This window comes from Colwellia sp. 75C3, assembly GCF_002836255.1.
Lineage (GTDB): Bacteria > Pseudomonadota > Gammaproteobacteria > Enterobacterales > Alteromonadaceae > Colwellia.
In genome coordinates this window covers 52,868-68,859 of the sequence record NZ_PJAU01000034.1, presented here as the reverse complement: position 1 = coordinate 68,859, position 15,992 = coordinate 52,868, and the positions used below count along the sequence as shown (strand labels likewise).

The following is a 15,992-nucleotide window of genomic DNA, read 5'->3' as shown; positions in this document are numbered from 1 at the left end:
TTATAATTAATTCCTTTTTTTTTGCTCAAATTAAATAAAAGTTACTTGAATTTATTGCATAAATAAACGGTAAAAAAGCCGTTTAACCAGTATCTATTTATGATAACTGCATAAAAAGTGTTAACTGTAAATTAAACGGTTCAATTACTGATCTACCTGTTGAAAATTAACTAACTAAAATACAAAAAAACACTCGCAAAAGCCTAAATTTATTCATAAAATTCACTTATTAGTCTATTGTGATAGATAAAATAAATAAAAAATAAAAAATAAATATTATAATTTTGACGCCTTGAGCTCAAAAGCGGAATATTTATAAAAACCAAAACTCAGTTATTTCAAGCTTTCTTTTTAAAAGGAAAAGGAAACACCATGGCATTAGTAAACGGTTCACCCTCGGTTATACTTAGCAATGTTGCAAAAATAATCCAGCAGAAAGTAGACGGTAAAACAGCTCCTTTAGTAGAGCAGTTTGCCCACTTACTTTATGGAAATATGTCATCTTTAGACCTCGATCACCGTAATGAAAGTGATATGTATGGTGCGGTGCTTAGTTTATGGAGCTCACTTAACGAACATAAAGATGATGCTCCTGTAATTCATGTTTTCAACCCATCGGTAAGTAAAAATGGCTGGAAGTCTAGTCATACTATTATCGAAGTGATTATTCAGGATATGCCATTTTTAGTGGATTCTATCCGTATAGCTTTAAACCGATTAGGTTTATCGCCGCATTTAATGTTAAATGCTCCGCTTAAAATTGTTCGTGATAAAAAACATGAGGTGACTGAATTAGCGCCGATTGTAGATAATAAAATAAAAGCGAGCGCGGAAGAAACTGTTTTCTTAATTGAGATTGACCGTCAATCAAGTCAAGACGAATTAGAACTAATTAAAAGTACTTTACTCTCAGTAGTTGAAGATATTCGCTTAACGGTTAGCGATTGGCAACCGATGTTATCTTGTTTAAACAAGGTTATTGTTGATGTTAAAAAAGCTAAATATCCAGGCACCAAAGAACATAAAGAAGATACTTTAAGCTTCTTAAACTGGATCGCCGCTAATAACTTTACCCTAATGGGCTATCGTTCATACAATGTCAAAGCGGTTAAGGGCGATATCTCGTTAGAAGCAGATGTTGAATCTAGCCTTGGTTTGATGAAAAACTCACAAGGTTCAAAATCTCGATTAGTTTCAAGCTTAAGCGAAACAGGGCGTGAAATCGCACTGGGTCAAAATCATCTTGTGTTAACTAAAACCAATTCGAACTCTCGCGTTCATCGTCCAGCTCAATTAGATTATATTGGCGTTAAGCGTTTTGATGATAAAGGTAATGTTGTTGGTGAAGAGCGTTTTATTGGGCTTTTTGGCTCTGCTTATTACACCAATAGCGCATTAGATTTACCTTTTATTAATTCTAAAGTCATGGCTGTTTGCGAAGCGTCTGCTTTTGCAAAGGGTACTCATAACTATAAAACGCTAATCAATATATTAGAAACGTATCCAAGAGATGAAATCTTACAGTCTTCTGTTGAAGAGTTACTACATAATGTAACTGGCATCTTACAGATGCAGGAACGTGATTACACCGGTTTATTTGTTCGTCGTGATGCCTTTGATCGTTTTTACTCTTGCATGGTTTATGTACCAAGAGAACGTTATAACACTCAGTTACGTATGGATACGCAAAAATTATTACAAGACGTATTTAATAGTAATGAAGAAGTTGAATTCACTACCTTCTTCTCAGAATCGGTTCATGCGAGAACCCATTACATTGTTCGAGTGAACTCAACGAAAGCAGATATCGACGTGAAAGAAATAGAAAAGAATTTAAATGATGCAGCCCGTAATTGGGACGATAAATTAGTCAGCGCTTTGGGCGCTAACCGCGGTGAAGCAGCAGCGAAAGCATTAAGCCGTAAGTATGTTAAATTCCCACAAGCTTATAAAGACGAAGTATTACCTGGCTCTGCCATTGTAGATATCGAAAAGCTTGAAAATATTAGTGCTGATAATGATTTAGAAATGCTTTTCTATCAGCCAGTAGAAGAAAAATCTGACAGCCGTTTTGTAAAATTAAAGTTATTCCATAAAGGCGAACCAATTCACTTAAGTGATGTATTGCCTATGCTGGAAAACTTTGGTCTTCGCGTAATCGGTGAACGTCCATATTCAATCACCACCACTGAAGAAGAAACAAGCTGGATATTAGATTTTTCTATGTTCCTAACGGGTGAAGGTGACTTTGATGTTTATAAAGTTCGTACACTTTTCCAAGATGCTTTCGCAAAAGTATGGCATGGTGATTTAGAAGATGATGGTTTTAACCGTCTTATTTTAGGTGCTGGTATTGAAGGACGTGCTGTTTCTGTTTTACGTGCTTTTGCTAAGTATGAGCGTCAAATCGGTGGTCGATTTAGTCAAAGTTACATTGAAAACACCTTCTCGCGCTATCCAGAGATTGCTAAATTACTAATCAACTTGTTTACTTTACGTTTCGATCCAAAAAGTAAGTCAACTGCAAGCGCGAAAGAAAAAGCAACGACCAAGTTGTTAGCTGAAATTGAAAGTTCACTTGATAACGTTGCCAACTTGGATGATGACCGTATCATTCGTCGTTTCGTTGAAATGATCAATGCAACGATCCGTACTAACTATTTCCAACCAGACCCAGTTAAAGGTGATAAATCTTACATCTCATTTAAGATACTACCTGAACTAATCAGTGAAATGCCTCAACCAGTACCTAAATTTGAGATATTTGTTTATTCTCCACAAATTGAAGGTGTTCATTTACGTGGCGGTAAAGTTGCCCGTGGTGGTTTACGCTGGTCAGATAGAAGTGAAGATTTCCGTACTGAAGTACTCGGTTTAGTTAAAGCTCAACAAGTTAAAAATAGTGTTATTGTTCCTGTTGGTGCTAAAGGTGGTTTTGTTTGTAAGCAGCTACCAAAAGGCTCTCGTCAAGAAATATTTGAAGCCGGTAAAGAGTGTTACCGTACCTTTATTCGTGCGTTATTAGATATCACGGATAATATTGTTGCTGGTGAAGTTGTTCCGCCAAAAGATGTAATACGTTTAGATGAAGATGATGCTTATTTAGTTGTTGCTGCTGATAAAGGTACCGCAACCTTCTCTGATGTCGCTAATGCTATTTCTGATGAATACAACTTCTGGTTAGGCGATGCTTTTGCCTCAGGTGGTAGTGTTGGTTATGACCATAAAGCCATGGGTATTACCGCCAAAGGTGCGTGGGAGTCAGTTAAACGTCACTTCAGAGAAATGGATGTCGATTGTCAAAGCACTGATTTCACTTGTCTTGCTATTGGTGATATGGCGGGTGATGTATTTGGTAATGGCATGTTGTTATCAAAGCACATTCGTTTACAAGCTGCATTCAACCATATGCATATTTTCATAGACCCAAGCCCTGAAGCCGCTACTTCTTACCCAGAACGTGAACGTTTATTTAACCTTCCAGGTTGTTCTTGGGAAGATTATAACAAAGAGCTAATCTCTCAAGGTGGTGGCATCTTCAGCCGTCACGTGAAATCAATCAAATTAACACCTGAAATAAAGAAAATGATTGGTACACAAAAGCAGAGCATGGCACCTACTGATTTAATGCAAGCGCTATTATCCATGAAAGTAGATTTACTTTGGAATGGTGGTATTGGTACTTATGTTAAAGGTAGTAAAGAAACACACTTAGAAGTTGGCGATAGAGCTAACGATACTTTACGTATCAATGGTGCGGATCTACAAGCCAAAGTTGTCGGTGAAGGTGGTAACTTAGGTTTAACGCAATTAGGCCGTATTGAATATGCTGCCAACGGTGGTCGTATCAATACTGATGCTGTTGATAACGCCGGTGGTGTTGATTGTTCAGATAATGAAGTTAACATCAAGATATTACTAAATACTTTAGTACAAAATGGTGATTTAACTGTTAAGCAGCGTAATAAACTTCTTCATGATATGACAGATGAAGTAGGTGATATTGTCATTGAAGATTGTTATCGCCAAACACATTCATTGTCTATTACAGCAATGCGTGGTGTGAATCAGTTAAAAGAACAAGTACGCTTTATTCACGAGCTTGAAAGAGCTGGAAAACTAAATCGTGGTTTAGAATTTATTCCAGATGATGAAGAAATTGCGGATAGATTAGCACAAGGTAAAGGGCTTACCCGTCCGGAACTTTCTGTTTTACTTGCTTATAGCAAAATGGTGCTTAAGGATGATTTAGTACACGTTGAAATTACTGATAACCCTTACCATAACAGTTTGCTTATTGAAGCGTTCCCTAGACAGTTACGTGAAAAATATCAAAATGAAATGCAACTGCATCCATTACGTGCTGAAATTATAGCGACAAAACTTGCCAATAAAATTGGTAATGATATGGGCTTTAATTTTGTCAACCGCATGCAAGAAGAAACAGGCGCAAGTATTGCTGAAATAGCGAATTGTTATACTATTGCCAGTGCTGTATTTGAGCTAGGCGAGTTTTGGAATCAAATTGAAGTATTAGATAATCAAATCTCTACGGCTATTCAAACGGAGATGTTATTTCAATATCGCCGTACGGTTCGTCGTGTTACGCGTTGGTTCTTACGTCATCGCAATAAATCACTTTCAATTGCTGAGTCAATTGCTTTGTATCAACCAACGTTTGCAATTTTGTCTGAGCAGTTAGGCAACTTTATGGTCAGTGATGAAATTGAATCCTTAGAGCGAGTAGCTAATGATTTAGTTGAGTCTGGTGTACCAACAGTCATTGCTACACGACTTTCTCAATTAAGTACGTTATTTTCAACAATGGATATTGCTGAAATTACCCATGAAAATAGTTGTACTGTTGAACAAGCGGCAAGATTGTACTTTAAACTTGGAGCGCGCCTAGAGTTACATTGGTTCTTAGACCAAATTACTCGTCAGCCAGTTGCAAACCATTGGCAAGCACTTGCTCGTGCATCATTTAGAGAAGAGTTAGATTGGCAGCAACGTTCATTAACTTCGGTTGTTTTACGTTGTCAATGTGACGCACAATTTGCTGATTTAGAGCAGTTATTAACTGAATGGATTGATACCAATGAGCAACCACTTGAACGCTGGAAGCACATTTTAGCTGACTTTAAAGTGGGCCAATCTCATGATTTCGCAAAATTTTCAGTAGCGTTACGTGAATTAATGTTATTAAGCTTAAATTGCCAGCCAGTTTCGGCAAAATAATCATCGAAACAACGATGAAGTAAGTTTATTTTGGTCAAACAGAGTTAGCATATTGTAATACTAGCTTTAACTGATAAAATCCTCGCCACGCGGGGATTTTTTATTTTTATTATTTGCAAGTCGAGGCATTATGTTTTATCCAGCCATTCGTAAAGTACTTTTTCAGTTTGACGCTGAAACCATTCATGAGTTGACTATTAAGGGCTTAAAAAGCACGGGGAAATCTCCACTTAATGTTTTCTATAAACAACAAGTACAAGATAAACCTGTAACGGTTATGGGGATTAATTTTCCTAACCCAGTCGGTTTAGCTGCAGGCCTTGATAAAAACGGTGAGTGCATAAATGCCTTTGCTGCGATGGGCTTTGGTTTTGTTGAAGTGGGTACCATAACACCACGTCCACAACCGGGTAATGATAAACCACGTATATTTAGATTACCGTCTGCAAACGCAGTAATTAATCGTATGGGTTTTAATAATAAAGGTGTTGATTACTTAGTATCACAAGTACAAGCCGCAAATTTCAAAGGTGTTCTTGGCATTAATATTGGTAAGAATAAAGACACACCTGATGAGAATGCTAAAGATGATTACATTCACTGCATGCGAAAAGTCTATGACTTAGCGACATACATTACAGTGAATATATCTTCGCCAAATACTCCTGGCTTACGTTCATTACAATATGGTGATGCGCTAGATGAACTATTGTCTGCATTGAAAGCTGAGCAGGGTATCCTTACCGAAAAATACGGTAAGTATATACCGCTAGCCGTTAAAATCGCTCCTGACTTAAATGAAGAAGAAGTGAAGTCTATCGCTAAATCTTTAATTGATAATGGCATTGATGGCGTTATTGCCACTAATACAACGTTATCTCGTGAAGGTGTTGAAGGGCTTGAATTTGGTGATGAACAAGGCGGCTTGAGTGGCCAACCGGTTAAAGAAAAAAGCACACTAGTCATTAAGCTATTAAGTGAAGCCCTTGATAATAAATTACCCATTATTGGTGTCGGTGGTATCGCATCCAGTGATGATGCTAATGAAAAACTTCAAGCGGGTGCTAGCTTAGTACAAGTATACACAGGCTTTATTTATCAAGGACCACCACTTGTTAAAGAAATAGTGAACGGTTTATAAGCCAACTCCTATTACACTATGATTCATCTGTTACATATGAATCATAGTGATTAAGAAGAACAATGACGTCTTTGAATAACCTAGTCTACAATGTCAGCTTCAAATTTTAGCGCTGGATGTTCGTTTCAAGTGTTTGACGTAAATAAGAAAAGGATTTTATGAGGAATAGTAAAGTAACTAATATTTTAGTGATTGATGATCGTAGTGATATACGTTTAAGCTTAGCGCTGCTGCTTGAAGATCATCGTTATACTGTCATTGAAGCAGATAACCCACAAGTCGCGCAGGTGATGTTAAAACAACATAATATTGCTTTAGTTTTGTTAGACATGAACTTTACTTTAGATACTACTTCAGGTGAAGAAGGGCTCGATTTTCTTACTTGGTTTCAGACAAGTAATAGTAATGTACCTATTATTGCTATGACCGCCTGGTCTAATGTTGATTTAGTGGTTAAAGCGATGAAGCTTGGTGTTAGCGATTTCATTGAGAAGCCATGGAAAAATAGGCAACTATTACATATCATTGAACAACAGCTATCACTAACAGATTTACAACAACAAAATGCCAAACTTAAACAGCAATTAAATAGTAAACCTAAATTCTCTTCAAATTATCAATGGCGCTCGCCATGTATGCTCAGCTTATTACAACAAATTAAAACAGTCGCTCACACCGATGTTAATATCTTACTTACTGGGGATAACGGTACCGGTAAAAGTGACTTAGCGTTTTATATTCATCAGCATTCAATACGTAAGGATGAAAGTTTAATTAACGTTAATATGGGGGCTATTGCTGAAAACCTCTTTGAAAGTGAAATGTTTGGCCATAAAAAAGGCGCTTTTACTGACGCCAAAGAATCACGTATTGGCCGGTTCGAATTAGCAGAAAATGGCACTTTATTTCTTGATGAAATAGCCAATATACCTCTATCTCAACAAGCGAAGCTTTTGAGAGTATTAGAAAATGGCGAGTTTGAAGTACTTGGCTCAAGTAACACTATCCAAAGTAATATTCGTTTGATATCAGCCACTAACGGTAATATTGCTACGCTTATTCGTGAGGAACAATTTAGAGAAGATCTTTATTATCGATTGAATACCTTAGAATTTCATTTACCTCGTTTAGCTGACCGCCGAGATGATATTGTACCGCTCGCACAATTTTTCATTGATAAATTTATTACTAAATATAAATTAGATAATTGTCTGCTTGCGCTGGAAGCAGAAAAGGCCTTATTGGCTTATCACTGGCCGGGTAATATTCGTGAATTGAGTCATCTTATTGAACGTGCGGTATTGTTATGTCAACACAGTCAAATCACGGTTGATGATTTACCACTACGTAACCAACATTACGCTAATAATAAGCATGGTTGCGATGAAAAAAGTGAGCAAGTCGAATTACCTTTTATGACATTAGAAAAAGCTGAAGTGCTGTTAATTAAACAAGCCCTGTTAAAGGCAAATGATAATATTCCTCAGGCGGCAATATTGCTCGGTTTGACTAAATCTTCATTGTATCGACGCATAGACAAGCATGACATAACGGTATAAAAAATAACTTATGACAAAATCCTTTAGTATTAAAGCTGCTTCATTAGAGCAACATCTAAATCAGCATGTAGTGCTGTTGATACTACCACTGATACTGTTGGTTTTTGTTGTAACGTGGCAATTGTCATGGCCTTGGTGGGGCGTTACTCTCAGCGAAATACTGGTTGTTTTGTATGTTTACCGTTTAAGTAGTGGTATCAAAGCTAAAACATTAGCAAGTTTCCAACGTGCGAGTTTACAACTGGATGCTATTGCCCAAGAGGACTATAAACTCTATGCTAGAGCTTCTTTTTCTAAAGGACAAGTAGCTGAGTTTCATCAACAATTAAATGCACTTAGTGTTGAGTTACAACGAAAGAAATCACGGTATGATCAGCACGTTTTTCTCGTCTATCAATTGATAGGTCAGCTTGAGGCGCCTATTTTAGTGTTTAATGCCAAACAGCAGCTGACCTTTGCTAATGAGGCTTTTTATCAATTAAAAAACCAACCATGGCAGTTATTTCGACATGTTTCTCCTCAGTTTCTAGGGTTAACTAAGCAAGATGGGCAATGGTACTTTCAGCCAGATGATACAGCAATACATAATGAAGCTGAATGTTGGCAAATAAATCAAAGTGAGTTCATTGATTCTGGTGAGCAGCATCTGCTTTTAGTTTTTGTTGATATTCAATCAGCCTTACGGGCAAGTCAACTTAATGCATGGCAACAGATTATTCGTGTTTTGGGGCATGAAATACGTAACTCCTTAACGCCAGTATCATCAATGGCAGAGACCCTCGCAGCTAAAACCGGTAACGATCGCGATAAACAGGCGTTAACAGTGATCACCGAGCGATGTATGCATTTGCAAAGTTTTGTTGAACGTTATGCGTCATTATCAAAGCAGTTAACGTTACAATATCAAACTATTCGGGTTGTTGATTTTTTTTCCCCACTGATAGCATTATATAATACAGATAAGAATAATCAGTTTACTGTTCATTTAGATAGCCAAGTAGAGGCAATCGAGGGAGACAATAGTTTCCTATCACAAGTATTCATTAATTTACTAAAAAATGCTAAAGAAGCGGGTGCTAGTCATGTCAGCATCAACATAAGTACTCAAGCTAACAGCCAACAAACGAGTCACCCGAAAACTAATGCTAACACCGTGTTGATTGAAGTGATTGATAATGGTCATGGCTTTAGCAATTTGGCTAATCTATTTGTGCCTTTATATAGTACTAAAGCGCAAGGACAAGGCATTGGTTTAAGTTTTTGTCGAAATATTATCGAACAACACCATGGCAGCATAAGCCTTGTTAATAATACCTCGTCAAAAGTAAGCGAACGGGGCATTACGGTTGCTATTCATTTACCCATAAAACACATCATTTCGAGATAACAGTCGTTATTAAAGCCAAGCATGCCAACATTGAATTAACACGCGTAAAGTTATTCCCACCCCATAATTATGCCAGAGTTATGTCTGCGCTTTAATGCAAAATTAAATGCATTTACATCAAAGCTATTAGCCTTATTATTTTTTATTTCTTGTAATCGCTCATAGCCGTATTACAAAAAATTCAATTAACGTTCCTTTTTAAGATGAATCGAGTCATTTCGAAAGTGAACTAGTGTAGTCCGAAAATGAACTTTAGAAAGTTAAAGTCTATTGGTTTATTTTAAGCTTATAATAAATAACGTTATTATTGTTGGCATGATTTTGGCTATCTATAATTAGCTAATATTATTCAAGTAACAGATTGCAGTGATGGATATAATAAAAAATAACACCTCTAAAAAAAGTACTTTCTACAATAAATGGTTAATCATGCTATTTATTGCGGGATGTAGTTACTTTTGGTTATCTGTGAATAAGAGTTTTGGGCAAGTAACAATTGCCCGAGAAAGCCTTTTGATAGAAAAAGTACAACGAGGTGATCTTGATGTTGTTGTTGATGGTTACGGAAAGTTGATATCAAATAAACAATTATTGATAAGTACACTCACCAACGCACGAGTAAAAGAAATAATATTAAAGCCAGGAGCTTTAGTCGAAAAGGGCAGTGTTATTGTGCGGTTAGAAAACCCCGAGTTACAACAGCAAGTTGATGATGAACAACAACAACTGGCTCAAAAACAGGGTAATTTACGTCAATTAAAACTCACTCAAAAAAGGGAGTTATTACTTGATGAAGCAGATTTAGCAAAAATCAATGCAGACCTACAAAGTGCAACGCTTAAACGTAAAGCTGAACAACAGCTTTTAACAAAAGGTATTGTCTCTAAATTGGTTTTTGAACAAACAAGGTTACATGAAGTACAGTTACGTCAACGACTGGGATTTTTAAAACTACGTACGGAACAACTCAGGGAAGTACATCTTGAAGCAATTAACATTATGGAACAACGGATTAAGCAGCAACGAGTACGCTTAGTGATAGCTCAATCACGCCTAGCTAGTCTTGATGTTCAGGCTGATTTCTCAGGTGTTTTACAAAAACTATCGGTGGAGCTTGGCCAGAACTTATTGGCAGGACAGACCATAGGTTTAATTGGTAGCGTTAGTGATTTAGTTGCCATTATTAAAGTCCCGCAAAGCCAAGCACAGCAAATAAGGTTGCGACAACAAGTAGTTATTGATACCCGGTCAGATAAAATAATAGGGCAAGTATCTCGTATTGACCCCATTGTCTCTAATAACACCGTGAGCATTGAAATAGCGTTACCAAATAAGCTACCTAGCAGTGCGAGACCTGAGCTGAATGTTGATGGTCAAATCACTATCACAACACTAAAAAATATATTGTACTTGAAAAGGCCTGCCAATATTAAATCGAACGCACAGTCCTTACTTTATAAAGTTGATAAAACCAACCAACAGGCTAAGCAGCAGTCTATTCAATTTGGTCAACAAGCCGGACGATATATCCAAATATTGAGTGGCGCAAAATTGAATGAGCAATATATTATCTCGGATTTAGCAAACATTAAAGCAACTGTCAGTACGTTAAATATTGATTAGTTTCTTATACCAATTCAGTTAAATTATTGACCACTTGTACTGGCTAAAATTCTCCATGACAGCGTTGCTTTCAATCCCAATAGCCAGCTATTGGTCAATCAAGCGCCTTGCCCTGAAGTCTTTTTACTTCGTACAACAAGATCAGAAACTTATCGGAATTGGTATTACTTAATACAAACGTAAAAATATTTTTAAATAAAACGCTCAATAAATAATTAACAAGGAAGCAATGATGAATCAGAGTATAAAAGATATAGCGATAAAGATGACTAATGTCTCTAAGGTATTTCAAACAGAAGCATTAGAAACCCATGCCTTAACTGATATTAACCTGACGATTAACAAAGGCGACTATGTGTCTATTTCAGGTCCATCTGGTTGTGGTAAATCAACGCTTCTATCCTTGCTTGGTTTGTTAGATATGCCAACATCAGGACAGTATTTTATTGAAGGTGAAGACGTTAGTCGATTATCCCTTGATCAAGCATCTGAAACAAGAAACAGTAAAATTGGCTTTATTTTTCAGTCGTTTAATCTTATTGACGAATTGTCTGTATTTGACAATGTTGCTTTGCCTTTACGTTATCATCGCGATAAACCCGATGCAGAAACAATAAAAAAGAGGGTCAATGAGTGTTTAGCACAAGTATCGATGACCCACAGAACAAGTCATAAACCTAATCAATTATCAGGTGGTCAACAACAACGTATAGCCATTGCCCGTGCATTAGTGACTAATCCAGCGATTTTATTAGTTGATGAGCCTACAGGTAACTTAGACTCAAAAAGTGGTGACCAGGTTATGGATGTTCTCGCTAAGCTCAATGAAAACGGCACGACTATTTGCATGGTAACGCACGATCCTCGTTACGCTGATATGGCTAAAATTCAGTTAAAACTGCTTGATGGCGCTATTTTAACAGTGCCTTCATTGCAAATTGCCAACTAATTTAGAGCCAACAAGGAAGCGCACAATGAATTCATTTTTTTACTCAATTAAACAGGCTTACCTAAGTTTGACCCAAACACCGAGTTTTGCTTTTAGTGTTATCACCACTATGTCAATCACTCTAGGTGCATTGTTATGTATATTAACATTAGCGTATGTGATGTTATTTAAACCCTTGCCGTACCCAGATTCAGATCACTTGGTTAAAGTAGAACATATGCTGACCAATAAAGATGGCAGTAGTAGTGAACCTCTCTTTAGTTATCCTAGTCTGATGTATTTAGTTGAAAATCAAACGGCGTTTACGGATGTTGCGTTAAGTTCTTATGACAAGCAAGTGTTAACATCACACTCTTCACAGCCAACGATGTTAACCACTTATGTAACACCGTCATGGTTTAAAGTTTTTAAAGTACCGATGATATTAGGGCGAGATTTTTTAACTGATGTGAACATAAAAAGTGATATTTCTGAGGCGGTTTTAAGTTTTGAAACTTGGCAAGAAGCGTTTAATAGTGATATGAATATTGTTGGTAAAACAGTACGTTTTCGTGATGTCAGTTTTAAAGTGATCGGCGTGAGTGCACAATCATTCATAGAACCTCAATTGAGGTTCTATGAAGATGATAATGTCGGGTTTAAAAGCCAAGTCTGGTTAACGTGGAATTTTAATAGAATGAGTGCACGCGCTAGAAAAGACTGGGGTAGTATTAATGAGAATTTAATTGTTGTAGCTAAGCTCGATAAAAATAGTTCAAAAGAACAAGCTGAACAACAATTAACAACATCAGTAAATAATAAGTGGCAAGAGGGTGTTGCGAGTGATGCATTTTTTGATGGTTGGCGGGTTGATATACGAGTAACGCAACTACAGTCAGCCATTTTATCTACTCATCAGCAGAGTGTTTTATTGTTATTGGCCGGTGTCTTTGGCTTAGTGCTGATAGCATGTAGTAATATTGCCAATCTATTTATTGCCCGTATGGCTCAATTACAAAAATCACTGGCTATCTCTGCTGCCGTAGGGGCAAAAAAAGCACAACTATTTAAATTATTATTAGCAGAATCGTCATTGTTAATGTTTGCTTCCTTGGTCATTGCACTTGCTTTCGCTAGCGTTGGCTTTGCAGTATTACAGCAAAATATGGCGCAGGTATTCCTTCGTGTTGATGAAGTGGCGTTGAGCACTTTTACTTTATCAAGTGCTCTTTTTTTCGCTAGCATGTTTGCGTTATTTTTTGCTTTGTTAGGTAACCAAATGATCAACTACCGAGCGATTAGCCAGCATTTACATGGCAGTGGTAAAGGCGTTGAGGTGCAAGTCTCTAAAAAAGTACGGTATTCGCTTATTGTCAGTCAAGTTGCTATTGCCAGTGTCTTAGTTTTTGGCAATCTAAGTTTGTTTAGCCAAGCGCTTAACGTGATTAATAAGCCTATAGGTATTAATACCGAGAACTTTGTTGATATCGACTTTTCTACTGTGCGTAGACCAACTCAAGAAGAAAGAGACGGTCCTGTACTTGGCACAGCGATCAAAAATAGCTTATTAGCCTTGCCACAAGTAGAAGCTGTCAGTAATTCACAATCACCCTTGAGCGGCTTTTATGACATGGCGCTAACCAATGTTGTCACTAACGAACACATGATCCCAGGGGTTAAATGGATTGATGAGCAATACTTCCAATTAATTGACCAACCGTTACTTGCAGGAGACTATTTTACTATTCATGATATTCGCGAAGGTTTTACAGCACCGGAAGGCAAAGTAGATAATATGGTGATGATTATTAATGATGTTTTAGCAAAGAAATTGGTCTCTCAGGGCGCTAGTTTAGATGATGCATTAGGAATGAAATTTAAAATGGATGAGAGTGGAGTCTTTACGGTGATAGGTATAGTTAAAGGGATGCAAATGCCCGGCGCTAGTACTATTCCCGTGCGTGCATATGTGCCGAGCTCTGTACATTCAATCAGCATGACAGTGAAGCTTAAGCCACATCAAACATTAAGTAGAGAGCAGGTAGTTACGGCGGTAAGTGAAGTCACCAGTTTATTTGCTCTATTTTCTATGAAAGATGTTGCTGAAATTCATCAACAATTACTCTTTAGTGAGCGTGCAACAGCAATTACTACAGGGACATTAGCCTTATTAACTATTTTATTAGCAGCCTTAGGTTTGTTTGGTATTTTAAGTTACAGCACTCAAATGCGCCGTTTTGAAATAGGTACACGTTTAGCACTAGGCGCGAAACGTCGTGACATTGTTAAATTGATTGTTTTAGATAATTTAATAGCCGTTGTCCTTGGCATTATTATTAGTATTGTGATCTTAATCGGGTTAATGATTGGTTTTAATGAGCAATTACAAAACATTGTTAATGTCAGTTTATTACCTTTGTTTTTATTGACCTTGTTATTGATTAGCTGCATTGCTTTTAACGCCTGTTATCTACCACTGCGCGCATACATTAACAAACCTGCCTTATATAGTCTGCGAGGATCTGAATAATGATTTAAATTCTAGAACCATTAAAATCAGCTGATTTAACAATGGTCAACACTAATTAAAGACAGAGTGAAAGGTTTATAAGTTATTTAATATCTAACAATGTTTTGGTTACTTATGTACTTTTTACTTTTGTTACAAGTTGTTGCTTGTTGTAGCGAGTTATTACGCTACACTAGCCCTGTAAAAATCATCAAATAATAATTATTAAGAGAGAAACTCGATGAGTGTTCTGAAAAAAAGTATTTTAGCTATTACCGTATCTGCTAGTTTAGTTGTTGCAACGGCGAGTATGGCGCAACCAGCAAGTTCTGAAAAACATGCTGTTTATGCAACTGAGTTACGTCAATCTATATTCAAATTACTTGGCAGTAACATGGGTCCTTTGGGCGCAATGGCTAAGGGAAAAATCCCTGTAGATGCAGCCGTAGCTGAAAAAAATGCGACACGTATCAACCAATTATCTTTAATGATTGCTGACTATGCTCGTACAGATACATCTAAGTTCAATGTAAAAACTGAAGCATTAGCTAAAATCTGGCAGGATCCTAAACATTTCAGCAAAGATATTGATAAATTAACGGTAGCATCAGCAGCGTTAATGGTTGCCGCTCAATCTAAAGATGAAGGCGCGATTAAAAAGGCTATTGGTGGTATTGGTAAGACTTGTGGTGGTTGTCATGATCACTTTAAAGAAGAATAAATCAATTTAAGTACTTTATACCATCCTACTAATTAATAAAAACGTATAAAAAAGCCTTTGCAAGATTATTTTTAGCAAAGGCTTTTTTGTTTGTGTCAGGTTATTTTTTTAATCAAACAATTAGCCTAAATGGCTTGTTCACTTTTACGCTTAGTAATAAAACTCTTCAATTACGGGGGCATTCATCACAACCAACCAATAAACAAAACCGACACAACAAGCAGCCACTACGCAGGCAAGAATAACCTTAGAATGAGGGATAGCGTCAACAGCCTTAACTTGCTCTGCAGGTTTTTTCCCTGTAATCATAGGTAAAACCAAGTTTTGTTTTTTTACTCGCCAATAATAAGTAACCGCCGCGAGGTGTAAGCCAATAGCCGCAATCATAAAATCAAAAGTATTGTGGTGTAAAAAACGCATTATTTTTTCTAACTCGTTACTTATACTGCCGTAATAGGGTCCTGAAGAAAATACATCGTCATTGATAAATAAGCCGCTAATTGCCTGCGCAGATATGAGTACTATCATTAAAATAACCATCATGGCACCCAATGGATTATGACCAGGTGTTGTTTTATCGGTTTTTGACTTTTGTAAATAGGATAATAGTGTTTTTGGTGACGGCACAAATTGAGAGAATCGTGCATGTTTAGGGCCGATTACCCCCCACAATACCCGAAATACGATCAAAGCTAAGGCCACGAAGCCTAATTGCATGTGTATTTCAACGAGATCTGCGCCTTGCTCTGCAGTATACCAACTCGCTAGAATAGTAACGGCAAAGCTCCAGTGAAAAATGCGTAAGGGTAAGTCCCAAATAAGATGTTTTTCTGTCACGCGATAACCTTTTATTACGTCAATAAATTATAAATATGAAGGTCATTTT

The 15,992-nt window shown here is 37.0% G+C and carries 9 protein-coding genes; 8 read left to right on the top strand and 1 reads right to left on the bottom strand.

Annotated features, from left to right (window positions below; genetic code table 11):
- Window positions 1-372 precede the first annotated feature (372 nt).
- The 8 genes from CXF85_RS07975 to CXF85_RS07940 all read left to right on the top strand — a co-directional run bounded on the left by CXF85_RS07975 (window position 373) and on the right by CXF85_RS07940 (window position 15,106).
- On the top strand, window positions 373-5,238 hold the full coding sequence (locus CXF85_RS07975) for an NAD-glutamate dehydrogenase (protein WP_101227999.1): 4,866 nt from the start codon (window positions 373-375) through the stop codon (window positions 5,236-5,238).
- A gap of 130 nt (window positions 5,239-5,368) precedes the next feature.
- Window positions 5,369-6,379 carry a quinone-dependent dihydroorotate dehydrogenase gene (gene pyrD / locus CXF85_RS07970; protein WP_101227998.1) on the top strand — a complete coding sequence of 337 codons (1,011 nt, stop codon included), beginning with the start codon at window positions 5,369-5,371 and terminating at the stop codon, window positions 6,377-6,379.
- A 158-nt stretch (window positions 6,380-6,537) separates the two neighbouring features.
- Window positions 6,538-7,938: a sigma-54-dependent transcriptional regulator gene (locus tag CXF85_RS07965; RefSeq protein WP_101227997.1), complete on the top strand. Its 1,401-nt coding sequence runs from the start codon at window positions 6,538-6,540 to the stop codon at window positions 7,936-7,938.
- A gap of 10 nt (window positions 7,939-7,948) precedes the next feature.
- On the top strand, window positions 7,949-9,325 hold the full coding sequence (locus tag CXF85_RS07960) for a sensor histidine kinase (protein WP_101227996.1): 1,377 nt from the start codon (window positions 7,949-7,951) through the stop codon (window positions 9,323-9,325).
- Window positions 9,326-9,694: 369 nt separating this feature from the next.
- The gene (locus tag CXF85_RS07955) at window positions 9,695-10,948 is read left to right on the top strand and encodes an efflux RND transporter periplasmic adaptor subunit (protein ID WP_101227995.1); all 1,254 of its coding nucleotides are present in this window, start codon (window positions 9,695-9,697) and stop codon (window positions 10,946-10,948) included.
- 229 nt (window positions 10,949-11,177) lie between these two features.
- Complete coding sequence (locus CXF85_RS07950) at window positions 11,178-11,897, top strand: ABC transporter ATP-binding protein (RefSeq protein WP_101227994.1); 720 nt, start codon at window positions 11,178-11,180, stop codon at window positions 11,895-11,897.
- A gap of 25 nt (window positions 11,898-11,922) precedes the next feature.
- Entirely contained in the window at window positions 11,923-14,406 is a 2,484-nt protein-coding gene (locus tag CXF85_RS07945) for an ABC transporter permease (RefSeq protein WP_101227993.1), read from the top strand.
- A 220-nt stretch (window positions 14,407-14,626) separates the two neighbouring features.
- Entirely contained in the window at window positions 14,627-15,106 is a 480-nt protein-coding gene (locus tag CXF85_RS07940) for a c-type cytochrome (protein WP_101227992.1), read from the top strand.
- A 150-nt stretch (window positions 15,107-15,256) separates the two neighbouring features.
- On the opposite strand, the gene CXF85_RS07935 is transcribed toward CXF85_RS07940, so the two are convergent.
- Entirely contained in the window at window positions 15,257-15,943 is a 687-nt protein-coding gene (locus tag CXF85_RS07935; protein WP_101227991.1) for a cytochrome b/b6 domain-containing protein, read from the bottom strand.
- Window positions 15,944-15,992: the final 49 nt, after the last annotated feature.